Below are 24,216 nucleotides of genomic sequence, written 5' to 3'. Positions count from 1 at the left end.
ACATCAGATCTTGATTGATGAGGGAATTATACAGGCAAGCGCCGGTGTGTGGCTGAATTCTATCGGGCCTGTTGATCAGACCCTTTGAATCAGTTGGGACAGGGGTCTGCGCACCTTTGGCATGTTCGCCATCCGGTCCTCCGCCGTATCACGGTACCCCAATGCTGCAATGACCACGCTGCTCAGATTATCCTCGTTCAATCGCAGGACGCGATCGAGGGCGGCTGGATCAAAGCCTTCCATCGGCGAGGCATCGACACGCTCTATAGCGGCGGCGGCAAGGGTAAAGCCCAGGGCAATGTATGCCTGTTTTGCGGCCCAGGCCTGCTTGTCAGCGGCCGTTTCCAAACCCTTGATGGTACCTTTGATAGCGTCAGCGAACCCGTTCAGATCGGCAATCGCAACCCCTCTCTCGGTCGCCGCCAACTCGATGTAATGATCAACCGTTGAGTCATCCAGGTCCGTCTTGGTCGCAAACACCAACAGGTGGGAGCATTCCTTGACCTGTGGTTGCGGTGCAGCGTCTTCATGGATGCGCTCAAGCAGCGAGCGGTCGCTGATGACTTTGATGGTGTAGGGTTGCAACCCATAAGAGGACGGCGCCAATCGTGTGGCCTCCAGTATTCTCTCCAGTGTGCCTTCCGGGAGAGATTTGCCATTCATGCGTTTTGTGGCGTAACGCCATTCCAGGGCTTCCAGAAAATCCATAACAGTCTTCCTGTGTCAGTTTTGGTGGTTGGTTGACTGCTGACACTAAACGATGAGTTTCGGGGAATCGACGCGCATATCGGCAAAGGAGTTTTCACGAAACGTGTAGTGATCCGTGGTCGCCGCATCGGGATGATAGGGCTCGCAACCAACGGAGAAAAAACCATGGAACAACATGCGAGTACCGCATCTCATCAACCCGATGTAACGTCCATGCTTCTGTTATTGGGCGTTGGCGTACTGATTGCCCTGATGCTGCCGCTTTCCAGGGCCGCCATGGACATCGGCATGACACCACTGGCGTACGCCTTCTGGCAGGCTTTGGGTGGCGGTATCCTGCTGGTTCTCTGCGGTCGCCGGGGTTCTCCGGTGCGATTCAGCAGGCCCCTGTTTCAATACTTTGGCATCAGCGGACTGACCGCCATTGCCGTACCCAATGCGCTGGCCTTCATTGTTGTTGCCAATATTGGGTCCGGCCTGACGGCGACTCTCTATGCGCTGCCATCCCTTGCCACCTACGGGATCTCCGTCATTCTGGGCATGGAAACACTGAGCAGGAAAAAGTCCGTTGGGCTGAGCCTGGGCGTTGCCGGTTGTGTCTGGATTCTGTCGCCCAATCCCGCGGGCATCAAACCGGACTCGCTGCCATGGCTGCTGTTAGGTATGTTGGTTCCGCTGTCCCTCGCTATTGGCAATGTGTATCGCACGTCTCACTGGCCGAAAGGGGCTACTCCAGAGCAGTTGGCCCCTGGAATGCTTCTGGCCGGTGCCGTACTGATTTTACTGGTGGTCGTGGTGACTGGGGGCGCACATTCGCTGCTTGTTAGCGGGATGGATCTCTGGACCATTGTGGCCGTTCAGTCTGTCCTGACTGCGATCAGTTATCGCGGCTTCTTTCACTTACAGAAGCGGACATCGCCAACATTTCTCAGCCAACTGGGGTTCGTGATTACACCCGCTGGCCTATTGTTCGGGATCGTTTTCTTTGGTGAGTCTTATGGTTGGGCCGTGTGGGGTGGCGTGGTGCTGCTCTTGATAGGTGTTGTACTGGCAAACGGCGCCACCCGTGAACGCAAAACCTGCAACGCGGTCAGGAATCCTGGCTAAGCGCAACGTCGTCGTCGACACGCTCTGGGCCGGACTGCTGACGCCATGCCAACAGAAATATCGCGAGCCCGGCAACGGCGGTTGTGGCACCAACATACCCTGTGGACTGCCATCCAAGGCCGGCACTGATAGCCATCCCGCCCAGCCAGGGTCCAAGAGCATTGGCCACGTTGAACGCTGCGTGGTGAGAGGCGGCGGCCAGTGTCTGGGCACCGTGCGCCACGTCCATCAGGTGGGTTTGCAGCGCGGGCCCAAGGCCAACCATCAAGGCGACCAGGAAGCACATCACCAGCATGGTCCAGATGGTTTCTGTGGCGTAGGGATACAGAAGCAGCATGCTGATGCTCCACAACAACATCCAGCCAACGCTGCGGAACTGGAGGCGATCAAACAGCCAACCTCCGAGGATGTTGCCAACGAATCCTCCGAGCCCGAAGACCGCGAGTGCGATTGGAATCCAGAAGGGATTGACCCCGGTGACTTCCAACAATGTTGGAGCCATATAGCTGAATACACAAAACATGCCGGCAAACCCGATGGAGCCGATGGCGAGCGGATACCAGATTTCCGGGCGATTGAACGCCCGGATTTCCGAGAATGGGCTTTGCCGTTCCTCTTGTCGATTGAGAGGCAGGAAAAGAACAATCATCAATCCGGTAAGGGCTGCGATAGCACCCACAAACCCAAAGGCATACCGCCAATCCAGATGTTGCCCAAGAATCGTTGCCAGTGGGTTTCCGATCAACAGCGCGAGGGTAAGCCCCATCATGACCAGGCTCACGACCTTGGCGCGTTTGTTAAAAGGTACGAGTGAGGCGGCAACCAGGGCGGCAACACCGAAATAGGCGCCATGGGGGAGGCCGGCGATGAACCGGAACACCAGAAGTGATCCGTACCCCGGCGCCAGGGCACTGGCAATATTTCCCAGCGCGTAGAACGACATCAACAGAATCAGCAGGTGCCGCCGATAAAGCCTGGCACCGCCAATGGCCAGGAGCGGCGCTCCCACGACAACGCCCAGAGCGTAGGCACTGATCAAGTGGCCAACCTGTGGTTCCGTAACGCCCAGATCCGCAGCAACGCCGGGCATCAGCCCCATGATGGCAAATTCTCCCGTACCTATCCCAAACCCGCCCATGGCGAGTGAGAATATGATCAGTGTAATCCTGGCGGGAGAGTAGGGAGCTTCCTGCAATTGAGAGGGCATGGGGTGGTTGGCCTTGGCTGCAAGTCAGTAAATTTGAAACAAGGCCACCCAGTGTGAGCTAATCCAAGGCATTTCGGAATACGCGTATGTCCTCAGATCAGCCAGCCGAAGAGGAAGTCGAATAACGAGCTGAAAAAACCGCCACTGCTCTTCGCGACGGTGGTGGATTCCGAAGTGTTGTCTGAGGTCGAACTCGTTGCCTGCGATGACTCCGAAATCTCCGGATTGCCAGAAGCCGTCGGTTCTTCTGGCAACTGGTAGTCAACATCCGTTGATGTCTCTTCGGTCGCCTCGGAAGGCACATTGAGAGCCACGGAAGGTTCTGCATCAACGGTTGAGAGCTCTTCGACCGTTGATGTCTCTTCAACAATTGAGGGCTCGTCAATGGTTTGGGGCTTCTCCATGGCTGAGGGCTCTTCAACAGCCGCAACTGCAACGGGTTCGCTTTCAGGTTCCTCTGCGATTTGAGGTTCAGGCTTTGGATCTTGAGCTAATTCCGTTTCGGGCTGAATCACAGGCTTATCGTTTGTTGCTACGATGGTCTCCGGAGCAAGTGCTGATTCTTCTTCCAAGGTTGGCGCTTCAGTCGATACTGGCACTGGCTCCGGCTTAACCTCCGGTTCAGGCGCAGCTGCAATGGGTTGTTTTGCACTGGGTGACCCGAAACGCTGCTTGCTGATTCCCGCGTCAGCCATCGCCCCCTCACGGCTTCGCGCGCTGTTGCCAGTCACGGCATCGCCATCCTTAACGGCGATTCCCAGGGCAGACAACGTTTGTGGGTCCAGATCGCCAGTGGCCTGCAACCCCTCTCGACCGGATTGATACTTCCGGATGGCCGAGCGCAGGGTGTCGTCCATCCACCCATCGGCCTTGCCAATATCATAGCCAGCACCGTAGAGGGCATTTTCAGCAGCAAAGATGGTGTCGGCAGGATCGGCCTGAGCGACTGCACAAAAGGACACCGTCAGCGCCGCAAGAAAGCCGGGCATCCTGGTAAAACGTGAATGGCTCATGGGTGAATCTCTCCCTGATACGCTGTATTTATAGCTATTGTTTGAGTATTGAAAGTATCAGTAATTGAACATGTCGCCCATGACGCAGTTAACACAAGCGGAAAAGGGTCCTAGTTTGACGTTTTAAAGCGACGCACCAGGCCGTTAAGGTCTTCCGCCATCTCCGCCAGGGAATTGCTGGATTGGTTAACGTGGGCAATATCGTCGGTGAGCTTGTCGATGGCACTACTACTGGCCTCCACGTTCTGAGTCATCTCAGCAGCGGTCGCCCGCTGTTGCTCAGTGGCACTTGCAACCTGCGTTGTCATATCCACAATCCGGTTTACGGCCGCCATGATTTCTGACAGAGCAGCGCCAGACTTGCCGGCTTCTTCACTGGCTTCAGAGGCCATCTGTTTGGCCTTGCTCATATCAACCACCGCGCCGGCGGCACCGCTTTGCAGATTCGAGACGATTCGCTCGATATCGACCGTTGAATCCTGAACCCGCTTGGCAAGCCCCCGGACCTCATCAGCAACCACCGAAAACCCACGGCCTGCGTCTCCCGCACGTGCTGCTTCGATGGCGGCATTGAGGGCGAGGAGGTTGGTTTGTTCTGCGATAGCCTGAATAACGTCCAGTACGTTACCGATCTCACCGGATTCCTGCTCAAGCCGTTGGATGCGCTTTGACCCTGCCTCGACCTGTTCTGCGAGTCGGGAAACGGATTTAACTGCGGTCGACACCGTTTCCTGGCCGGTTCCTGCCAGCTCGGCGGCCTGGCGTGCGGATTCATCTGTGTCACTGGTGTTGGACGCGATTTCGTCGGAGGTGGAGACCATTTCCTGCATCGCCGCCGAAACTTGAGTCACCTGGTCCCGTTGTTGTTCGGCATTGGCAGTGGTGCTGTTTGTAATGCCAGACAACGACTCGGATTCCGTACTGAGACGCCGGGACGACGCGACAATCCGGGAAATGATGTCTTCCAGGGTTTCCAGGAAGGCATTGACCGCTGAGATGAAATCGCCAATTTCGTCAGGGCGGCCCTTGGTCAGCCGGGTAGAAACGTCGCCTTCGTTATTTCCAATGTTTTCCAGGTAACCCAGAATTTCTGACCGGGCACGCTTGACGCTGTTACCCATCATACGGCTCATCAGCAGGGCGACCACCAGGCCCAGAACGACAGACGCAACGAATGCGGCGAGTGTCAGGTTGAGTGCCGTCTCGGTCTCTGCTTCCGCTTCGTCGGCCACGGTTTCGAGGGAGGCAAAAACCTCTTTCTCAAGATTCCTCGCCATGTCAGTGATTTGGGGGCCGAGTACGTCAAGCCTGTCTTCCTTTGTTCGGATCATCGCCTTTTGCTGAACCAGCAGCTCGTTGACCGAAGCCTGGTATTTCTCGAGTGCCGCTATCGCGGTATCGAAATACTGCCTGACGTAGTCGGGGACCGAATCCATGTCCAGAAACTCGAGCGCATCGGAAATATCCTCCATGGCATAACCCAATGCAGTTTCCGAGGATTCGTCGCCATCGGCAAAGAAGCGCTGTGAGGCCATTCGCATCATAAGGGTATCGTGGATCAGCTGTTCCAGAACGACGCGCAACCGGCTGTCCGGTTCTCTGTTGGTAACGCCATCAATGGCCCTGCGCAGTGCCTCTGATGCTGTGGGGCCGTATTGGTCCAGTTCGTCGGCAATGATATTTTTTACTTGCTGCTTGGCGGGCACCAGTTCGCTTTTGAAGACATTCGCGTACTGCAATGTCGCCTCTTCGATCTCTGCAACCAGTTGCACACGGTCGGCACTTTTGATCGTCTGTTGCGCTGCCGACAACTCCCTGAAGAAATCTGTCTCCAACTGCTCGAAGCGGGCCAGGATGTCTTCGTTACCGGTGGCGTAGTAGTCGAAGACTCTCAGTCTCATGGTGTAAAGGTTGATAAGCACACCGGTCGCAACGGCGGTTTCCGGTGCCAGATCCCTTGCCACCGTATCCATTCGCGCATCAAGGCTCTGAAATTCCCGGATGCTGTAAAAGGTGACGAGGGCGAACAAAAGCAGAATGAAAACAGGTGCTATCAGGAGTTTTCCGCTTACACCAAGCCGGCGTTCAATGAATTCTAGTTTTTCTACAGCCACTGGTCTGCCCCTCTATGCGTGTATGCGTGCGAGATCTCTTGGTTAACGGCTGTTCCGGCATAATCTGGAGCCGCCCAACCAATTTATTCAACGAAGTTTGCTTGGGTCGCAATCATGGGGGAAAGCTCCAGGTTCCAATGAGCCATGCCGCTTCGGCTATAGATGTAGTGCCCGCTCAGGGAATTCATTTTCGGAATGCGGGCGGGCTTGACTCCATTAAGGATGAGGGATGCCAAGCGAGCGGCAGTAATGCCCTCCTGGTGAGCTGAAATGGTGAAGCCGCCAATGGCTTGCTGCTTACCAATGTTGATATCCCAAAAGGAAAAGATGGGAACCCGGCTTTGATTGAACGCTCTGGTAATGAGTTCGTCCGGTGCGATGTAGGTGCCCTCTGCATCCCGGATGGTGTGGTGGGTGCCAACGATGATTGCATCGTACAGTTCGTGAGCCCGAACAACCGACTGCAACCAGGTGTCTTTGTCGTTGGTAAGGACGATGTCCAGTTTGGAGCCATATATTTCGGCACTTCTCTTGTCGCCGAAGTATTCATTGACTGCGTTTCGCATGGTGGGTGAGTCGTCCATTAATACAAGAAAGTGTTTATCCACTTTCAATACTTTCTGAAGATGACGGATGCTCTCCTCAAAAAATGGCCGTTCAAGCAAACCGGCGACCAAATCGTGTTCCAGGGTAGGGTGCTGCGCGGGACCGCCATTGACACCCAGGAATACAACCGGAATCTTCCGCTCAACCAAGTGGTTGGCCATGAGGGAGAATGCATTGTCGTCACCCAGAATGGCAATGTCAGGCTGGATATCGGTAATGGATTGCTGGAGGCTGGCTACTTTTTGGGGCCATTCTGATTTCGGCAATCTTTTAGTGTCGAGGGCAAGTACGTGAATGTCGTGGTCGTCGCCCAGCACTGATTGGACGGCGGCGATATAATCAGCGTCCCATTTATAGCCTTGATGATAGCTCTCGATAATCACCACGGTTTTGCTGAAACACAGGGGGCTTACTAGCAGAAGAGCCAGGAGGAGCGTACGCATTGGGTGTTCCTTATTATTGTCCGAGTGAAGTCTGCACCCGTTCTTTCTTGTTGAAAGCGCTTGTTTTTATCGTTATTCCGTTGAACCAAACAGGAACCGTGCCAGCTTTCTAAGTCATTGTTTTATAGGAGCATTTTCGAATGAGTAGGCGTTGGGATTGGGATCATCGGTTCTGAGTGTCTGGTTTTAGCGACACAATGTTCAGAATGGGGATAAAGCTGTCTGATTTATCGGACAGTGCTGTCCTGATATCCGGACTTCGGTAGGGGAAGTTGGGACGGTCTCCGTGGCTCAGGCGTCTGTTTCGAACGTCGAGGCTCGGCAGGATGCCCAGGCGAACCCCAGTAATCCGACAATTGGGCCGGGAACCAGCAGCCAGGCCGCGTCCAGACCGATACGATCGAACAGCGCGGTGGTTGCAGCGATCGATACCACGGTAATCGCAAAGCCGATGGAATTTTGAATCGCCAGCGCGGCACCAACTACTTCCTTTGGGCAAGCTTGCGCGGACAGGGCGGAGAACTGGGGGGAATCCGCAATCACGGTCGCGCCCCAGGCGAGTAGGAGTATTCCCAGCCACATGGCAGGCAAGTCACGCCAGAAGAGAGCAAACACCACTGCGCAAACACAAGAGGAGGCCAGTGCACCGACCGCAACTTTTGCACTCCCAATACGACGTGACAGGAATCCCCCAACAAGACACCCCAAAGCGCCGATGCCAATGATACTGAACGCCATACCGGATAATCCGACGGCCGAGTATTCACTGATGAGTGCCGTATTGGCCACAAGCAGTGGTACGACCGTCCAGAACGCGTAAAGCTCCCACATATGCCCGAAATAGCCCAGGGCTGCAGCACGAAATCGATTGACCTTGAAGGCGTCAAAGACCGTCAGCGGGCGCGCGGAGGCGGTGCCCGATGATTGTTTTTTCTGGCCTGCCCCTGGTAAATGAGGGCCATCTCCAAGCAGATGGATAAGAACGGCGCCAAATAGCGCAAGTAGCGATGATGCCAGGATGACGTACTGCCATGGCAGGTCCGCACCGGCTTCTCGCAATGCATGGGGCAGTGCGGTGCCGAGCGTCAGCATGGCGACAAGCTGGGCGAGGGCCTGCCCGGTCCGCTCGGGAGCCCAGCTGACGATCAACTTCATGCCCACGGGGTAGATGCCCGCCAAACTCAGGCCAACCAGGAAGCGGAACACAATGCCACTGGCCAGTCCCTCCGAAAACCAGGCGAAGCAGGCATTGAACAAAGCACCGCAAGCCGCACTCACCACAAAAATAAGACTGGCACGATACCGCTCTGCCAAGCCTCCCAAAGCCATGATCATTGTGCCCAGGATAAAGCCGCCCTGAACTGCGTTGGTCAGCCAGCCAATATCAGCAGCACTGATTTGCCAACTGATCATCAGGGTATCCGTAGCACTATTGGCGCTGAACCACAGCGATGTTCCGAACAGTTGGGCGAGGGCGATTGTCGCAACGGGGCCAAGCCTGCGCAAAAACCTTGAAGGGATGGGGGTAGCCCCCTCAAATTGTCCAGACGTCATAAATGCGCTCCATATCCGTCGCGGCCATCAGTGTAGACTGACCGGCTGGCACAGTATACTGATGCACCATTCGGCATTTGGCGTAGAAACTGGGCGCCAGATGAAGTACCCAGATGGAAAAACAGGAATGTGGCAGGTTTTCAGTGTTCGCTGTAAGCGTGGTACCTTCGGGCAAGCAGACTTTATCGTTGGATATCAGAAAACTAAAGCGGGTGGATAGACTCTATGGACGTAATGATCATCGGCGCGGGGATTATGGGAACCACGTTTGCCACCTTGGCAAAAGAGCTGGCTCCTGAGTTGAATATCACCATCCTGGAGAGATTGGAGAGCGCTGGAGAGGGTAACTCGTGGGTGTTCAACAACGCCGGCACGGGACATGAGGCGAACTGCGAGCTGAATTACACGCCGGTGGACGAAGAGGTTATCTCGGTCGAAAAGGCCTTGAAGATCCATGCGCAATTCAACGTGGCCAAGCAGTTCTGGGCGCACCTGATCAAAAAAGGCGCGATCAAGGACCCCAAGACGTTCATCAATCAGACCAAGCACTGCACCATCGTCTCTGAATCCTCAGTCGACGAATTGCGACTGCGGTTCAAGGAAATGTCTGCTCATCATTTTTTTGAGAGCATGCGTTTCTCAGAGGATTTCGACGAAATCAAGAGCTGGATCCCCTATTTGATGGAAGGGCGTCCTCGCCATGAAAAGATGGCTGCGACCGTCATAGAAACAGGCACGGACGTGAATTTCGGTGCTCTGACCCATCAAATGGCTGAACACGCTGCTCAGGACCTGGGTGTGAAGATTGAGTACGGCACCCATGTTAAACGCGTACACAAGAGCCCCGCGGGGAGTTGGCTTATAGAAACCGAACGCCATGGAGCCCACGCTCGTTACAAGGCTGATGTACTGTTTGTTGGTGCGGGTGGGGGTGCATTCCCGATCCTGAAGAAAAGCCACCTGCCGTTTGCGAAACGGTTTACAGGCTTTCCCGTCGGCGGGCGGTTCCTGCAGGCCCCGATCAGCGCAGAGCAGGCCGATCATTACCGGGCTAAAACCTATGGCAAAGCAAAAGTAGGCGCGCCCCCCATGTCGGTACCGCATCTGGATTTGCGAGTGGCGGATGGCCAGCACTACCTGTTGTTCGGCCCGTTTGCCTCTTTCAAGCCCGTTCTGGAGAAAGGACGTGGATTTTTTGACTACCTCCGGGCAATGCGCCTGCATGATATCCCAGGATTGCTGAACGTCACCCTGGAGCACTTCCCATTGGTGAAATACCTGGTTTCAGAAACCTTCAAGGGCGAGAAGAGCATGTTCGAGGAGCTTGAAAGCTTTGCGCCCGGCCTGAGCAAAAAATTTGACTGGAAACCGGTTCACGCCGGCCAACGGGTCCAGATTATCAAGGACGGCGATCTGCAGATGGGTACGGAAATCCTCGTGTCCAAGGACAAAACCTACGGAACCTTGTTGGGAGCATCGCCAGGGGCATCGGTTTCGCCGGAGGTAATGCTGAGGTGCCTGGAACAGCTGCTACCGGCCATTTTTACCAAAGAGGAAACCAGGAAAGCGAAGAAAGAGATTTTTCCTGAAGATGATCTGGATACCCTGGCCACGAATCCTGATCGTTATCGGGAAATTCGTGATGCCGTTAATAAGCAGTTGGGAATAGTTTGAAGTAGGGGCGTTCCATGATTCCGGAGTTGCAGGTCAGAATCATGGAACGCTATCCGAATAGCACCTGAATGGGTGGTGACTAACCTAGACATAAAAGTCCAGGTCCTCCTGGGCTTTCAACAGGTCCCGCATCTTGATGGGGTCATCACCATAGAAGAAGACCAGGCCCCAGTGAGTACCGAAGGCGGACCGGTCAGGAACCGTTTCTTCCGTCGGTGCGACGAGTTCATGTGACTCGAAATAGGGGTGATCAACACATTCCGGAGGCATTTCCAGCTTGCTGACCACGCGGCGGCGCGGATAAACACCGAAGCAACCGGCATAGCCCTTGGCATCGACCACTTCGCGTGGGAAGAATTTTTCCACTTCCTCTTTGGTGCTCTTGGGGTCAAATACCAGCATTGACGCCTGGTACGCGTTAAACCCATACGCACGTTCAATCAGCTCAAACGCCTTGAAGCCGGGTGGGCGGTAAGCAACCTCACCAAAGTACATTTCACCATCAGCAGTAACGAAGTACTCAGGGTGAATCAAGCCAAACTTAATATCGAACGTTTTGATCAGCAACTCGATCTGCTTGGTGATGGCATTACGCCAGCTTTCGAGTTGCTCGGTCGCCGGAACGAAAACGGAATAGCCCAGCGTTACGTACTCAGAGATATTGAGAAATTTGATCTTGCCGTCGTGAATCCATGCCTCAACGGCAAACTCCCAGCCGCTCAGATGGCTTTCCATGAGCAACGGATATTCTTCCGCTGGAATGTTGTCAATTTCCTCAAGCGTACGGATCATTCGATGGCCGAGGCAACCAGCCTTGTCAAACGCCTTGACGTGAATGGGGTCGTCCGGGTCGCCATCCAGTTTCAACAGGGTCTGGTTGACACGCTTCATGAAACGGACGATGTCGTCTTTCTCGTGGGCCTCCTCGAAGATCCCGACTCGAATGCCGCCAAGCTGGGCACGGCGCTTCATCAAAGCCTTGTCACGGAACAGAATCGACTGCCCGTACATGCGAGGGCTGTCCAGGAGCACTGAGTTGATCGCCCCAGACCACTCAACGGTCTCTTCGAACAGCGGTATCGCAACATCAACGCCTTCCTCTTTCAGCCTTTCAGCAATCTGCAGGGACCGATCATTCAAACGGATAAAATCCCATGGGATAAAGGGGATCTTGTTAGCGGTACAAAAATCCGCAGCCCATTCCGGAGCAACAACGATGTAGCGGCGGTCGAACTTCTGTGCGGCCTTGATGGCATTGACGCTCCAGCCAAGCAGAGCGATATAGCCTTTGTTCGGATCCTTTGGGGTCTCCGTACCTTTAACAGAGTCCATTTCCGGATCAAGCCAGGCGGCCACATCATTTGATAAGGGCGCTTCTTGTGTTGTCGACATGTGTCGTTCTCCTTGCAACCTGCCCGATAGGAGCATGTAAGTAGTTGAAATTATTGCGGGGCAAGTTTCGTGAGTTAATACATCCTCTCTATCAACATAGTCGCTATCACCCCAAAATGAAAAGATTGCGCCGGAATTAGCCGTTCCTCCATACCAACTATTTTCCAATAACTAATATTGAATGAGTGCTCAAGAATGCCTAGAGTGTAAGTTCCTGAAACAGACCACCGGAGGCCCTCAATGATCAGATTCTATTTCCACCCCAGACCCAACCCGATGAAAGTGGCCCTGTATCTCGAAGAGACAGGTACGCCTTATGAACTGGTTCCCGTCGATACCCTCAAGGGCGAGCAGCATAAGCCGGAGTTCAGGGCCATTAACCCCAACGGTAAAACCCCTGCGATCGACGATGATGGAATACGGGTATTCGACTCCAATGCCATTTTGCTTTATCTGTCGGAGAAGAGCGGTAAGCTGGGCGGAACGCCTGAAAACCGGGCTGAACTGCTGTCCTGGATGATGTTTGTGGCGTCTGGGCTGGGGCCGTACTCCGGTCAGTCAGTGCATTTCCGGCATGCAGCGCCGGAACAGATTCCTTATGCCGCTAATCGCTATCAGCGCGAAGCACAGCGCCACTATGAAGTGCTGGATACGCATCTGGCAGATCGCACGTATCTGGTGGGAGAGGAATTCAGCATTGCGGATATTGCAGCCTGGGGCTGGGTTGATAAAGCTGGAGTTGTGCTCGGTGATGCTGAGCTGGCCGGTTTCCCGAACCTGAAGCGGTGGTTTGACAGCATCAACAATCGTCCGGCAGTCGCGCGTGCCAGGGCCGTCGGCCAGGACGTTCCGTTCCAAACCGAAATGGATGATGCAGCACGCCGAGCCCTTTTCCCGCAAAACTACCCTGAGCAGGCGTAAACATGATTGATCTTCACTACTGGCCAACGCCCAATGGCCACAAGATCACGATCTTTCTTGAAGAAGCGGGGCTTGAATATGATATCCACCCAGTGGATATCAGTGCTGGGGACCAATTCAAGCCATCGTTTTTGGCAATTTCACCCAATAACCGGATGCCGGCGATCGTTGATCACTCGCCGGCATCCGGCGAGGGGCCGCTTTCCGTTTTCGAGTCGGGCGCCATTCTGCTGTACCTGGCAGAAAAAACAGGCCGCTTTCTGCCCGCGGATCCCCGGGCTCGTATCACGGTCATACAGTGGCTGATGTGGCAGATGGGTGGACTTGGCCCAATGGCGGGACAGAACCACCACTTCGTAAAATACGCGCCGGAAGAAGTTCCTTATGCCATTCAGCGTTACGTGAATGAGACCAATCGGCTTTATGGCGTACTCAACAAACAGTTGGAAGGACGCGACTGGATTGCAGGTGACTACTCCATTGCTGACATGGCGACCTATCCCTGGGTTGTGCCGCATGAAACTCAACAGCAGAACCTTGATGATTTCCCGAATCTCAAGCGGTGGTTCAATGCCATGCAGGCGCGACCGGCGGTGGTCAGAGCGTATGAAAAGGGAGCCCCGTGGTCCAGTCGGCCAGCCGTGACGGAAGAGGGTAAGAGTCTGCTGTTTGGTCAGACGGCCAATCGATAGACGTCAAGCACGACTGATCTCCCTACTTGCTGACTTATTGGTTACACTGGTTCTACGCATCAGGAGAAAGCCGAAGAGAACGCAATGGGCGCTGAGAAGCAACGTATCCAACCAGAGTTCGAGTGGGTAGATCAGCGGGGTGACGAGTCGATCCGGTACCTCGATCACGGTTACCCGAGCCCACTTGTGCGCTGGCATTATCACGAGGAGTATGAACTCCATCTGATCACCGAGACCTCCGGAAAGGTTTTCGTGGGTGATTATATCGGCAATTTTGCCCCCAACAGCCTGATCCTTGTGGGGCCCAACCTTCCTCACAACTGGATCAGTCAGCTAGAAAAGGGCGAGCATGTTGAGCTTCGTGACCGCGTCATCAATTTTTCCCACGATCTGATTACCGCCTCTGAATCGGTGTTTCCTGAAACGCGGGCCCTTGCTCCGTTCTGGCAACGTGCTCAATACGGCATTGAATTCCGGAATCGCGAGGGAATTGACAAAGCGATAGGGTTGTTTGAAGAAGTTGCCACTTCGAATGGCTTTCGACGCTTGACGCGTTTTTGGGCAATGGTTGAGATCCTGGCGGCGATGGATGACTATCGCGTGCTGTCTTCGTCGACTTACCTTCCGATTACCGATGAAAAGATCCTCAACCGATTGAACCAGGCGTTGAACCATATTTTCGAGCACTATCGGTCAAGTATTTCCCTGGAAGATGTTGCGGCGCATGTGAACATGAGCCCAACCTATTTTTCCAAGTTCTTCAAGAAGGCCACCGGCCATCGATTCATTGAATTCGTTAATACCCTTCGGGTCAACAAAGCCTGTGAACGCCTGGCGCATACGGATGATCCAATTACGGAGATCTGCTTTCAGGTTGGCTTCAACAACATCGCCAATTTCAATCGCCGGTTTTCCGATGTGAAGGGCATGACGCCGTCTGAATACCGCCGAACCTCCATGGACGCGTTGTATCAGCGGTAATCAGTACCTCATCTGTTTCATCCCTCTCTCTGCACATCCTCTTTTCTCTCAGAATGATACTTTCTGGTGACGTCCATGGGTTCCGTTCAACCTTACTTTGTCGCCAATAGCCCACACAGCCTGTACTTGTAGCCACCTTTAGCTAAATGAGCGGGGGAGGCATCCCCATTCGTGATGGCATAAAAGTACAGAAAAATGACAGGGTATGTATTTGTTCAGTTCTGACATTAAGCGTGTAATAGCACCATTGATTCACTTTCCTGACGAGAGGTGATCCGTCAGATCAAAGTACCCGGAATGCACCGGCCAATCCGGACATTCTGAACGACCTACTCCAAAAACAAACAGAGGTTGGAACATGAACAACAAACGATATCTGTCCGCTGTTATGGCCGTTGGCATGACGGCCGTCGCGTCCTCCGTAATGGCTGCCACCAAAGTGACTATTGGTACTGTGAACAATGGCGACATGGTTCGCATGCAGGGCCTTTCCGATGAATTCGAAAAGCTTCATCCAGACATCGATCTGAACTGGGTAGTGCTTGAGGAAAATGTCCTGCGCCAGCGCCTGACTACCGATATTGCGACGGACGGCGGTCAATTCGATGTGATGACGATTGGAATGTACGAGGCACCGATCTGGGGAGAGAAGGGGTGGCTGACCCCGATGGAGGATCTGCCTTCGGATTACGATCTGGCCGATATTTTTCCATCAGTTCTCGGCGGCCTGTCCTCCGACGGTACCTTGTACGCACTGCCGTTTTACGCCGAAAGTTCGATGACGTTCTATCGCAAGGACCTTTTTGAAGCCAATGGGCTGAGCATGCCGCAACAGCCTTCCTGGGATCAAATGAAAACCTTCGCAGAAAAGCTCCATAAACCGGAAGATGAGCAATACGGTATCTGCCTGCGTGGAAAAGCAGGGTGGGGCGAGAATATGGCTCTGATCACAACCATGGCTAACGCCTTTGGCGCACGCTGGTTTGATGAAAACTGGAAGCCTGAATTCACTGGCGAAGAGTGGAACAACGCCGTCAGTTTCTACGTCGACCTTCTCGGGAACTACGGCCCTCCGGGCGCTTCATCCAACGGGTTTAACGAGAACCTGGCGCTGTTCAACAGTGGCAAGTGTGCCTTGTGGGTAGACGCGACTGTCGCAGGATCCTTTCTTACCGATGAGTCTCAAAGCAGGGTAGCGGAACACATCGGCTTTGCCCTGGCGCCAGAACAGGTAACGTCAAAAGGTTCGGGATGGTTGTGGTCCTGGGCCCTCGCCGTTCCGGTAAGCTCAGACGCCAAGGAAGCGGCGAAAACCTTTGTCACCTGGGCAACCTCGCGGGCTTATAGCCAACTGGTTGAGGAAACCTATGGCATTGCCAACGTGCCCCCCGGCACACGCACCTCCACCTACGACAACGCTGAATACCTGGAAGCTGCGCCGTTCGCGACCCGAACCCTGGAAGCAATTGGCAACGCCGACCCCAACGATTCCACGTTGAATCCTTCCCCCTATGTGGGCGTTCAGTTTGCGGCCATCCCTGAGTTTCAGTCGATCGCAACCCAGGTCGGCAAGCTGATCTCGGGCGCCCTGGCAGGGTCGATGTCGGTTGATCATGCCCTGAAGGCAGCACAATCGATCACCCTTCGTGAGATGACTCGCGCCCGCTATTACTCCAACTGAATACCCGGCCAAGACGAAACAACAATGACCTGATTCAGGGTCCGCTTCGGCGGAGCCTGCTTGGGGGTCACCGGAGAACCGATATGAAGACAACCGCTCTGAATGCCGGTCCCGCGAGCTCCGCCGCGGAACCCAAACAGGACAGCCGCCAGGGAGGTAATAGAAAGACCTCCCGCATCAATCGTTTCATGGTGTCGCCGTCGGTGCTCGTCCTGGCGTTGTGGATGGTGATTCCGCTGTCCATGACCATCTACTTTTCAGTGATTCGCTATAACCTGCTGTACCCCGGCGATAACGAATTTGTGGGGCTGGAAAATTTCCAGTTCTTTGTCACCGATTTCGGTTTTATGGCCGGAATGAGCAACACCCTGCTGCTGGTCGGTTCGGTGCTGTTAATTACGGTGGTTCTGGGCGTGCTGATTTCGCTGCTTGTTAACCAGGCGTTCTGGGGGCGGGGCATCGTCCGGATTCTCCTCATATCCCCGTTCTTTATTATGCCGACTGTGAACGCGCTGATCTGGAAGAACCTTCTGTTGCATCCGGTATCCGGTGTCTTTGCGGCCATCTGGAAGTTTTTCGGCGCCACGCCGATCGACTGGTTTTCCGAGTTTCCGTTGTTTTCGATCATCATGATCGTGTCATGGCAGTGGCTGCCGTTCGCCATCCTGCTGCTTATGACCGCATTGCAGTCGCTGGATCAGGAACAACAGGAAGCGGCCCGACTTGATGGCGCCGGTCCCTTGGCTCTGTTCTTCCATCTCACCTTGCCGCACCTTGCTCGCCCGATCGCGGTGGTGGTGATGATCGAAACCATCTTCCTGCTGTCGATTTTTGCGGAGATCTTCACCACCACGGGCGGTGGCCCGGGTTACGAGACCACCAACCTTGCGTACCTCATCTACAGCCAGGCGTTGCTGCAGTTCGACGTTGGACTGGCCTCAGCCGGTGGCCTGATTGCCGTCGTGCTGGCCAACATTGCCGCCTTCTTCCTGGTGCGGCTGATCGGCAAAAGCCTGACCGAAAAACAATGATTCCCGGAGGTTACAACATGATTAGCCTGAAACAACGACGTAGCCTGAACACCCTGCTTATGGGGGTGTTGGCGTGGGGTGTGGCCCTGGCCATATTCTTCCCGATTTTCTGGATGCTGCTGACCAGCTTCAAGACAGAAATCGATGCCTTTGCCACACCTCCACAATTGTTCTTCTCGCCGACCCTCGAGAACTACACGCTGGTTAATGAACGCAGTGACTATCTGCACTTTGCCTGGAATTCGGTGGTGGTGTCTTTCGGCTCCACGATCATCGGAATGATGCTCGCCGTACCCGCCGCCTATTCCATGGCCTTTTTCGAGACCAAGCGTACCAAAGGGACACTACTGTGGATGCTATCCACCAAAATGCTGCCGCCGGTTGGCGTGCTGGTGCCGATTTACCTGATCTTCAAAGACACGGGTTTGCTCGATACCAAAACCGGACTGGTCATCATCTACACACTGATCAACCTGCCGATCATGATCTGGATGGCCTATACCTATTTCAAAGAGATACCCAAAGAGGTGCTCGAGGCAGCTCGAATGGATGGCTCCACACTGTTCCAGGAGATCTGGCGAGTGCTGCTGCCTATGAGTAAGGGTGGTCTCGCCGCGACGGTGCTTCTGTCACTGATTCTCAGTTGGAACGAGGCGTTCTGGTCACTCAACCTCACGGCCTCGGAAGCGGCCCCGTTGACGGCTCTGATCGCCTCATATTCAAGTCCTGAAGGCTTGTTCTGGGCCAAGTTGTCAGCCGTATCGACCCTGGCTTGTGCCCCCATTCTTATCTTTGGCTGGATCAGCCAAAAACAGCTGGTTCGCGGCTTGTCCTTTGGCGCCGTCAAATAACGGAGATTTCCCATGGCTAACTTAACAATAAAGAACCTCAAGAAATCCTTCGGGGAAACAGAAATTCTCAAAGGCATCAATCTTGAGATTAAAGACAATGAATTTGTGGTGTTTGTCGGACCATCAGGGTGTGGCAAGTCGACCCTGCTGCGCTCCATCGCGGGCCTGGAAGAGGTGACCGGCGGCCACATTCTGCTGGATACGAAAGAGATCACCGATTTGGCCCCGGCCAAACGGGATCTGGCAATGGTGTTCCAGAGCTACGCCCTGTATCCCCATATGTCCGTACGCAAAAACATGTCGTTTGCACTGGAACTCGCTAAAGAGAAAAAAGAGGTTATCCATAACAAGGTAGCCGAAGCGGCCCGAATTCTGGAGCTGGACCCGTTGCTGGAACGCAAACCCAAAGAGCTGTCCGGTGGCCAGCGCCAGCGGGTTGCCATTGGTCGTGCAATTGTACGCCAGCCCAAAGTATTCCTGTTCGATGAGCCGCTCTCTAACCTGGACGCTGCACTGCGGGTACAGATGAGACTCGAGCTGGCCAGACTTCACCATGACCTTAACGCGACCATGATTTACGTTACCCACGACCAGGTCGAGGCTATGACTCTGGCGGATAAAGTGGTCGTGTTGAATCAGGGCCGGATTGAGCAGGTAGGCACCCCCCTCGACCTGTACCGTAACCCGGCCAATCGATTTGTCGCAGGTTTCCTGGGGATGCCCAAGATGAGCTTCCTGCCGGGCAACGTAACCGCACTTGATGCCTCAAGCGTCACGGTTGAACTGACTTCCGGTACTACAGTGACCTTGCCCGCGGCCAGCGAACACCTGAGTCAGGGCAGTGCTGTCACCGTTGGCGTTCGGCCGGAAAACATCGATGTGGTTGAACCCAGCGAGAGCTCACTGACCGGCCACATGGACATCGCCGAAAGCCTGGGTAGCGATACCTATTGCTATGTAAAGACCGATGGCCAGGAAACGCTGACTGTCCGCATGCCCGGCAACTTTGCCTGCAACTACGGTGATCGCATCGGTTTACGCCTGCATGTGGATGAGTGCCACTTGTTCGACGAGCAAGGCAATGCCGTTCAGAAACCCAGCCGATTGGCAGCGTGACATCTTATGAAACTGAATAACTCAGCATTGGACCAACTGAGTCCAGAGATGTCCGTGCCTGCTTACGAACGAAGCAACCTCGGACACGGTATCGTTCATATTGGCGTGGGCGGATTCCACCGTGCCCATGAAGCGGTCTATACCCACCAGCTGTTGCAGGCAGGTGGCAACCCGGACTGGTCGATTTGTGGTGTTGGGCTGCGTGAAGGTGATCGGGCCATGCAGCAGGTGTTGTCTGATCAGGACCACCTCTACACCTTGATCGAGCTCGGCGCCGACCGCACCAATACCCTCAGTGTCATTGGCTCTATCACCGGTTTCATGTTCGCGCCTGAGGAGCAGGACGCTGTCATTGAGAAAATGGCGAGCTCCGAAGTGAAGATCGTCTCGCTGACGATTACCGAGGGTGGCTACAACGTGGACGACAACACCGGGAGGTTCAATGAAAACCACCCGGACGTTCTTCACGACCTGGAAAACCCGCAGCAACCGCGCACGGTCTTTGGCTATCTGACTGAGGCCCTATGCCGCCGACGCGAACGTAATCTGCCGCCATTTACCGTCCTGTCGTGTGACAACCTCCCCGAGAACGGCCAGGTGGCCCGCGGTGCCCTGTTGAGCTTTGCCCGCCTGAGGGATGCCGAGCTTGCGGGCTGGATCGGCGAAAAGGTGAGTTTCCCTAGCAGCATGGTTGACCGCATTACACCGGGAACCCATGACAAACATCGCCGGTGGCTGAAAGATAACTACGACCTGGAAGATGGCTGGCCAGTGATCTGCGAGCCTTTTTACCAGTGGGTGCTGGAGGATGATTTCTGTAACGGTCGACCGGAATGGGAAGCGGTGGGTGTTCAGTTCACGGACGACGTCGCCCCTTACGAGCGCATGAAAATCCGCCTGTTGAATGCCAGCCATTCCGCTATGGCCTACCTCGGGTATCTTTCCGGTTATCGATATACCCACGAGGTCATGGCGGATGATCGGTTCAGCCGTTTTATTCGCAGCTTCATGGATGAAGACGTGACACCGATACTGGGAGAAATTTCAGGTATCGATGTGCCCGCGTACAAGCAGACCCTGATCGAACGCTTCTCCAACCCTCAAATGGGCGACGAGTTGGCCAGGCTGTGTATGGACGGCTCCAGCAAGATACCGAAGTTCCTGGTGCCGACGGTGCAGACACTAGTGAACGAAGGACGACCGCTGTCTCGTGTTGCCATGATCATTGCCAGCTGGGCGCTCTACCTCCGTGGCAAAGATGAGCAGGGACAACCGCACGAGATCAATGATCCCATGGCCCCCCGGCTGCAGGCGGCCGTTGAAGACAGAGCCAACCTGACCCCGGAGTTTCTGGGGATGGCAGACCTTTTCGGGACCACCCTCGCCAGCTCCAGCGACTTTGAAGAGGCCTTCGATAGGGCACTCGACAAGCTGGAAACAAAAGGGGTTTTTGCAGCCCTCAGCGAGAGCTGACCTGACGAACATTAGGGAGCACAGATATGAATGCACTGGGCAAATCCGAGTCCTGGAGCATGCTGGAACAACTTGCCAACGAGACTCGGAACGACCGGATCGCGGATTATTTCAAAGCGGATCCGGACCGTTTCGATAAGATGAGCCTCCGGTTAGGCGAGCTGTTTCTGGACTATTCCAAGAACAAGGTATCGCCGCAGGTGATGGATGCGCTGTTCGAGATGGCCAAACAGTCGCCGTTGGCGTCGCGCCGGGAACAGATGTTCTCTGGGGAAACCATTAACGTCACCGAACAGCGTCCGGTTCTGCATACCGCCTTGCGCAACCTGAGTGATGCACCGATTGTCGTGAATGGCCAGGACGTCATGCCAGAGGTTCGGGCCAGCCTGGAAAAACTCAGGGCCTTCACCGAGCAGGTCAGGAACGGACAATGGCTGGGCTATACCGGAAAGCGAATTCGCGACGTTGTAAATATCGGCATCGGCGGTTCAGACCTTGGGCCCAGCATGGTGTGTCGCGCCTTGATTGATTACCAGCATCAGGAAATGAACGTCCACTTCATTTCCAACGTCGACGGCCGTCACCTCAAGAAAGTGCTGAAAGGGCTGGATCCGGAAACCACTTTGTTCGTTGTGTCGACCAAGACCTTCTCTACCCAGGAAACCCTGTTGAATGCGAACAGTGCCAAGCGCTGGTTCCAGGCGCAGACGCAAAGCACCACAACCGACATGGGCCAGCACTTTGTCGCGGTGTCCACCAACATCAACGCAGCAACGGAATTTGGCATCCGCGAGGACAGCATCTTTGAATTCTGGGATTGGGTAGGTGGCCGCTATTCGCTCTGGTCCAGCATTGGCTTGCCCATTGCCTTGAGTATCGGGTTCGATGCGTTTATCGAGTTGCTTGAGGGCGCTTTCATAATGGACCAGCACTTCCGGGAGGCACCTTTTGAGGCCAATATGCCGGTCGTGCTGGCTCTTATCGGCATCTGGAACATCAATTTCTTGAGTGCCGAAACCCAGGCGATTATTCCTTACGATCAGGCTCTGCACCAATTACCGGCGTTCCTCCAGCAACTGGATATGGAAAGTAACGGCAAGTCAGTGGACATCGATGGCAACCCGGTCAGCCACGCCACCGGTCCCATTGTGTGGGGGCAAACCGGCTCCAACGGTCAACATGCGTTCTTTCAGTTACTGCATCAGGGCACACGCTTCGTACCCATCGACTTTATTGCGACGCTGAAACCAGAGGACGACACCAAGGACCACCATTTTGCCTTGCTGACTAACATGCTGGCTCAGGCCAACGCCTTTATGAATGGCGACACCCAGAACGACCAATACGCCAGTTGCCCAGGCAATCGCCCAAGCAACGTGCTGCTGATGGACGAATTGACGCCCCGAAATCTGGGCGCCTTGATTGCTCTGTATGAACACAAGGTCTTTGTGCAGGGTGCTATCTGGAACATCAACTCCTTTGACCAGTGGGGCGTGCAGTTGGGCAAGCGGCTGGCCAACGAAATCAGCCGTGATATTGAACAGCAGAGCGACAAGTATGATCCGTCAACCCAGGGGCTGATGGAGATTGTCAAACAGCACCTGAACACGGGTACAACCAATTCGGATCCAGCGGTGGAAAAGATGGAAGAGGGGAGCAGTCGATGATCAAGGTTATTTCATTCGGTGAAGCCCTGGTGGACATGCTCTCAAGCAGGGTGAGCGAAGACCAGGCTGAAAACTCTGATTCGGTCAACGAGCGCTTCACGAAGTTTCCAGGCGGTGCACCTGCCAACGTCGCCGCTGCGATTGGTAAACTCGGCGGAGACAGTTATTTCGCCGGCAAAGTGGGCGCTGACATGTTCGGTGATTTTCTCGTCAAGTCGCTGGAAGCCATGCATGTGCGAACAGACTATCTGCTGCAAACCAGTGAAGCGAAAACTGCCTTGGCCTTTGTGTCACTGGATAAGACCGGAGAGCGAAGTTTCGAGTTCTACCGGGGACCATCGGCTGACCTGTTATTCGCCCCACACGAATTCCAGCCAGAATGGTTCGATGACCGCGGCATTTTCCATTTCTGCTCCAACACACTGACTGAACCGGACATTCTGGATGCAACCCAGGCGGGACTGGAAAAGGCCAGATCAGCCGGATGGCTGGTGAGCTTTGATATGAACCTCAGAAATAACCTCTGGCCCAAAGGCACAGATCCATATGCTCCGGTGTGGGCCTGTGTGGAGCAAGCGGATCTTGTGAAGCTATCCGCAGAAGAACTGGCCTTCTTGTGCAGACACCAGAACGAAACCGAGGTGTTGCAGAAAATCTTGAAGGCAGGCGCTTCTTTGGTGTTGGTTACAGACGGCGGAAAGCCATTGCGTTACTTCACCTCATCTCATTACGGCTCCATCGAGCCACGAAACGTGCAGATGGTTGATAGCACCGCCGCCGGCGATGCGTTCGTTGGTGGGTTGCTCTATCGGCTGTCGGACCTGGATATAACCGCTGCCAGTCTTAAGGCGTTGGGCGAAGACCCCGAGCAACTTGAAGACATACTGACCTTTGCCAGTGCCTGTGGTGCGCATGCGGTCACTCATGCAGGCGCTTTCACCTCTTTGCCAGGCCTGGAGGAAGTTTCGGCTTACCTACCCAGATAGGGGCCTGCCCGACGTAGCCCTCGCCAGCTCTACCCACCTGCGCACACTCTCCTACAGATCCCCTCCGACAGGTGCCATGAATCCATCGTGGTAGCGAGCGTTACCTTTCGGTCGGTGTCTGTCACAATTGTCTATACTTATCAGACTATAGAAACGGTGACGCCCGCCGTTCTCAAACCCAAAGCGCAGTGGGGCGCCTCTCATGCAGCGTGCAGTATCAGTTGTCATACATTACGGGGTTATCGCGGTGTTGCTGGTGCTTTATGGAACCCTCAGCCATGCAGCCGCACCATCCTCGACGATAAAGATCTGTTATGAACCCTGGGCCCCATACATCTTTAAGGATCATCAGGGAGAGATGCGCGGCATTGCCGTGGAATTGATGAATGCCGCGCTCAATGATCTGGGGCTGATCGCTGCCTACGAGGAATTGCCGTTTAAACGCTGTATTTCAGAGGTTCAGTCAGGCGCCTCAGACATCGCCGTACCAATAACAGAGGGGCGGGACAAGCTTCTGCACTCGCGAACGATATTTGCTCACTGGACATTGGCTGCGATCGTACCTGAGAGCCTATCCATTGAGGGGCCGGTGACGCTTGAGAAGCTGGATGACCTTAGCGTGCTGATCATCAGCGGGTATGTTTACCCGGACAATATCACGCGCTGGGCAGAGACCCATCAGGATATTGTCGAGATCACCTATTCCGCTGATGGCGAGGGAATGGTGCCTTTCCGCATGCTCGAATTCGGGCGGGCCGATGCATTCATTGAAGACAACTTCTGGAGCGCCAATCTGATCCAGGATCACGATCTGGCGCTTCGCGTTCTGGAACCAGCGCTTGGTTCTTCGGTCAGTGTGGCCGGTTATCGCAATGAACTTGCCGGTCTGCGCGATGACATTGATCGAGTCCTTGCATCAAGGGGGCAGGCTTTCAGAGACGAGCTGTTTAAGAAATATACCGGTTATGCCGAGTCGTTTTTCTCCGGTCAGTGAGCTCA

20 protein-coding genes are annotated in these 24,216 nt (G+C 54.6%); 13 read left to right on the top strand and 7 right to left on the bottom strand.

The window, feature by feature from the left end:
- Positions 1-75: 75 nt before the first annotated feature.
- A complete protein-coding gene (locus tag ACTRWH_RS04155; protein ID WP_151982132.1) occupies positions 76-708 on the bottom strand; it encodes an NAD(P)H-dependent oxidoreductase in 633 nt (210 codons plus the stop codon).
- A 165-nt stretch (positions 709-873) separates the two neighbouring features.
- Between ACTRWH_RS04155 and ACTRWH_RS04150 the strand changes: the two genes are divergently transcribed.
- Complete coding sequence (locus tag ACTRWH_RS04150; protein ID WP_462825943.1) at positions 874-1,815, top strand: EamA family transporter; 942 nt, start codon at positions 874-876, stop codon at positions 1,813-1,815.
- Here the strand turns inward: ACTRWH_RS04150 and ACTRWH_RS04145 are convergent.
- From ACTRWH_RS04145 to ACTRWH_RS04125, 5 genes are all read right to left on the bottom strand, one after another.
- Positions 1,799-3,022, bottom strand: coding sequence for an MFS transporter (locus ACTRWH_RS04145; RefSeq protein ID WP_051946929.1), 1,224 nt, complete (start codon positions 3,020-3,022; stop codon positions 1,799-1,801). The genes ACTRWH_RS04150 and ACTRWH_RS04145 overlap by 17 nt on opposite strands.
- 92 nt (positions 3,023-3,114) lie before the next feature.
- On the bottom strand, positions 3,115-4,035 hold the full coding sequence (locus ACTRWH_RS04140) for a peptidoglycan-binding protein (RefSeq protein ID WP_462825942.1): 921 nt from the start codon (positions 4,033-4,035) through the stop codon (positions 3,115-3,117).
- Positions 4,036-4,145: 110 nt separating this feature from the next.
- A complete protein-coding gene (locus ACTRWH_RS04135; protein ID WP_085680735.1) occupies positions 4,146-6,149 on the bottom strand; it encodes a HAMP domain-containing methyl-accepting chemotaxis protein in 2,004 nt (667 codons plus the stop codon).
- A gap of 83 nt (positions 6,150-6,232) precedes the next feature.
- The gene (locus ACTRWH_RS04130; protein ID WP_462825941.1) at positions 6,233-7,138 is read right to left on the bottom strand and encodes an ABC transporter substrate binding protein; all 906 of its coding nucleotides are present in this window, start codon (positions 7,136-7,138) and stop codon (positions 6,233-6,235) included.
- Between the two features lie 351 nt (positions 7,139-7,489).
- Positions 7,490-8,752 carry an MFS transporter gene (locus ACTRWH_RS04125; protein WP_305937211.1) on the bottom strand — a complete coding sequence of 421 codons (1,263 nt, stop codon included), beginning with the start codon at positions 8,750-8,752 and terminating at the stop codon, positions 7,490-7,492.
- Between the two features lie 225 nt (positions 8,753-8,977).
- On the opposite strand from ACTRWH_RS04125, the gene ACTRWH_RS04120 reads away from it, so the two are divergent.
- A complete protein-coding gene (locus ACTRWH_RS04120; protein WP_305937212.1) occupies positions 8,978-10,426 on the top strand; it encodes a malate:quinone oxidoreductase in 1,449 nt (482 codons plus the stop codon).
- 84 nt (positions 10,427-10,510) lie between these two features.
- Here ACTRWH_RS04120 and ACTRWH_RS04115 read toward each other — a convergent pair whose 3' ends face one another.
- Positions 10,511-11,818: an ATP-grasp domain-containing protein gene (locus ACTRWH_RS04115; RefSeq protein WP_036207174.1), complete on the bottom strand. Its 1,308-nt coding sequence runs from the start codon at positions 11,816-11,818 to the stop codon at positions 10,511-10,513.
- Positions 11,819-12,058: 240 nt separating this feature from the next.
- On the opposite strand from ACTRWH_RS04115, the gene ACTRWH_RS04110 reads away from it, so the two are divergent.
- The 11 genes from ACTRWH_RS04110 (at position 12,059) to ACTRWH_RS04060 (ending at position 24,211) form a co-directional block, all read left to right on the top strand.
- Complete coding sequence (locus ACTRWH_RS04110) at positions 12,059-12,739, top strand: glutathione S-transferase family protein (RefSeq protein WP_091643751.1); 681 nt, start codon at positions 12,059-12,061, stop codon at positions 12,737-12,739.
- A 2-nt stretch (positions 12,740-12,741) separates the two neighbouring features.
- Positions 12,742-13,431, top strand: coding sequence for a glutathione binding-like protein (locus tag ACTRWH_RS04105; RefSeq protein ID WP_379864977.1), 690 nt, complete (start codon positions 12,742-12,744; stop codon positions 13,429-13,431).
- Positions 13,432-13,515: 84 nt separating this feature from the next.
- Positions 13,516-14,412 carry an AraC family transcriptional regulator gene (locus tag ACTRWH_RS04100; RefSeq protein WP_075194832.1) on the top strand — a complete coding sequence of 299 codons (897 nt, stop codon included), beginning with the start codon at positions 13,516-13,518 and terminating at the stop codon, positions 14,410-14,412.
- Positions 14,413-14,800: 388 nt separating this feature from the next.
- A complete protein-coding gene (locus tag ACTRWH_RS04095) occupies positions 14,801-16,093 on the top strand; it encodes an extracellular solute-binding protein (RefSeq protein WP_462825963.1) in 1,293 nt (430 codons plus the stop codon).
- 83 nt (positions 16,094-16,176) lie between these two features.
- A complete protein-coding gene (locus ACTRWH_RS04090; protein WP_462825940.1) occupies positions 16,177-17,124 on the top strand; it encodes an ABC transporter permease subunit in 948 nt (315 codons plus the stop codon).
- 17 nt (positions 17,125-17,141) lie between these two features.
- Positions 17,142-17,975, top strand: coding sequence for an ABC transporter permease subunit (locus ACTRWH_RS04085; RefSeq protein WP_462825939.1), 834 nt, complete (start codon positions 17,142-17,144; stop codon positions 17,973-17,975).
- A 12-nt stretch (positions 17,976-17,987) separates the two neighbouring features.
- Positions 17,988-19,091, top strand: a complete 1,104-nt coding sequence (locus ACTRWH_RS04080) for a sn-glycerol-3-phosphate ABC transporter ATP-binding protein UgpC (RefSeq protein ID WP_462825938.1) — start codon at positions 17,988-17,990, stop codon at positions 19,089-19,091.
- A gap of 6 nt (positions 19,092-19,097) precedes the next feature.
- Positions 19,098-20,564: a mannitol dehydrogenase family protein gene (locus ACTRWH_RS04075; protein ID WP_462825937.1), complete on the top strand. Its 1,467-nt coding sequence runs from the start codon at positions 19,098-19,100 to the stop codon at positions 20,562-20,564.
- A 26-nt stretch (positions 20,565-20,590) separates the two neighbouring features.
- Positions 20,591-22,231, top strand: a complete 1,641-nt coding sequence (gene pgi, locus ACTRWH_RS04070; protein ID WP_462825936.1) for a glucose-6-phosphate isomerase — start codon at positions 20,591-20,593, stop codon at positions 22,229-22,231.
- Positions 22,228-23,217, top strand: coding sequence for a PfkB family carbohydrate kinase (locus tag ACTRWH_RS04065; protein WP_462825935.1), 990 nt, complete (start codon positions 22,228-22,230; stop codon positions 23,215-23,217). Before pgi ends, ACTRWH_RS04065 begins: the two co-directional genes overlap by 4 nt.
- A 202-nt stretch (positions 23,218-23,419) precedes the next feature.
- Positions 23,420-24,211 (top strand): transporter substrate-binding domain-containing protein, encoded by a 792-nt coding sequence (locus ACTRWH_RS04060; protein WP_462825933.1) that lies wholly within the window; start codon positions 23,420-23,422, stop codon positions 24,209-24,211.
- Positions 24,212-24,216 lie beyond the last annotated feature (5 nt).

This window comes from Marinobacter sp. G5_S1_61_S3 (assembly GCF_054968585.1).
Note: the sequence above shows the minus strand (reverse complement) of the source record. Positions and strands in the feature narration are given on the sequence as shown.

What these genes read in the sequence shown, in the direction of transcription:
- ACTRWH_RS04155 (WP_151982132.1), bottom strand. Translation starts at nt 708, where the DNA reads ATGGATTTTCTGGAAGCCCTGGAATGGCGTTACGCCACAAAACGCATG.
- ACTRWH_RS04150 (WP_462825943.1), top strand. Translation starts at nt 874, where the DNA reads ATGGAACAACATGCGAGTACCGCATCTCATCAACCCGATGTAACGTCC.
- ACTRWH_RS04145 (WP_051946929.1), bottom strand. Translation starts at nt 3,022, where the DNA reads ATGCCCTCTCAATTGCAGGAAGCTCCCTACTCTCCCGCCAGGATTACA.
- ACTRWH_RS04140 (WP_462825942.1), bottom strand. Translation starts at nt 4,035, where the DNA reads ATGAGCCATTCACGTTTTACCAGGATGCCCGGCTTTCTTGCGGCGCTG.
- ACTRWH_RS04125 (WP_305937211.1), bottom strand. Translation starts at nt 8,752, where the DNA reads ATGACGTCTGGACAATTTGAGGGGGCTACCCCCATCCCTTCAAGGTTT.
- ACTRWH_RS04120 (WP_305937212.1), top strand. Translation starts at nt 8,978, where the DNA reads ATGGACGTAATGATCATCGGCGCGGGGATTATGGGAACCACGTTTGCC.
- ACTRWH_RS04115 (WP_036207174.1), bottom strand. Translation starts at nt 11,818, where the DNA reads ATGTCGACAACACAAGAAGCGCCCTTATCAAATGATGTGGCCGCCTGG.
- ACTRWH_RS04110 (WP_091643751.1), top strand. Translation starts at nt 12,059, where the DNA reads ATGATCAGATTCTATTTCCACCCCAGACCCAACCCGATGAAAGTGGCC.
- ACTRWH_RS04105 (WP_379864977.1), top strand. Translation starts at nt 12,742, where the DNA reads ATGATTGATCTTCACTACTGGCCAACGCCCAATGGCCACAAGATCACG.
- ACTRWH_RS04100 (WP_075194832.1), top strand. Translation starts at nt 13,516, where the DNA reads ATGGGCGCTGAGAAGCAACGTATCCAACCAGAGTTCGAGTGGGTAGAT.
- ACTRWH_RS04095 (WP_462825963.1), top strand. Translation starts at nt 14,801, where the DNA reads ATGGCCGTTGGCATGACGGCCGTCGCGTCCTCCGTAATGGCTGCCACC.
- ACTRWH_RS04090 (WP_462825940.1), top strand. Translation starts at nt 16,177, where the DNA reads ATGAAGACAACCGCTCTGAATGCCGGTCCCGCGAGCTCCGCCGCGGAA.
- ACTRWH_RS04085 (WP_462825939.1), top strand. Translation starts at nt 17,142, where the DNA reads ATGATTAGCCTGAAACAACGACGTAGCCTGAACACCCTGCTTATGGGG.
- ACTRWH_RS04080 (WP_462825938.1), top strand. Translation starts at nt 17,988, where the DNA reads ATGGCTAACTTAACAATAAAGAACCTCAAGAAATCCTTCGGGGAAACA.
- ACTRWH_RS04075 (WP_462825937.1), top strand. Translation starts at nt 19,098, where the DNA reads ATGAAACTGAATAACTCAGCATTGGACCAACTGAGTCCAGAGATGTCC.
- pgi (WP_462825936.1), top strand. Translation starts at nt 20,591, where the DNA reads ATGAATGCACTGGGCAAATCCGAGTCCTGGAGCATGCTGGAACAACTT.
- ACTRWH_RS04065 (WP_462825935.1), top strand. Translation starts at nt 22,228, where the DNA reads ATGATCAAGGTTATTTCATTCGGTGAAGCCCTGGTGGACATGCTCTCA.
- ACTRWH_RS04060 (WP_462825933.1), top strand. Translation starts at nt 23,420, where the DNA reads ATGCAGCGTGCAGTATCAGTTGTCATACATTACGGGGTTATCGCGGTG.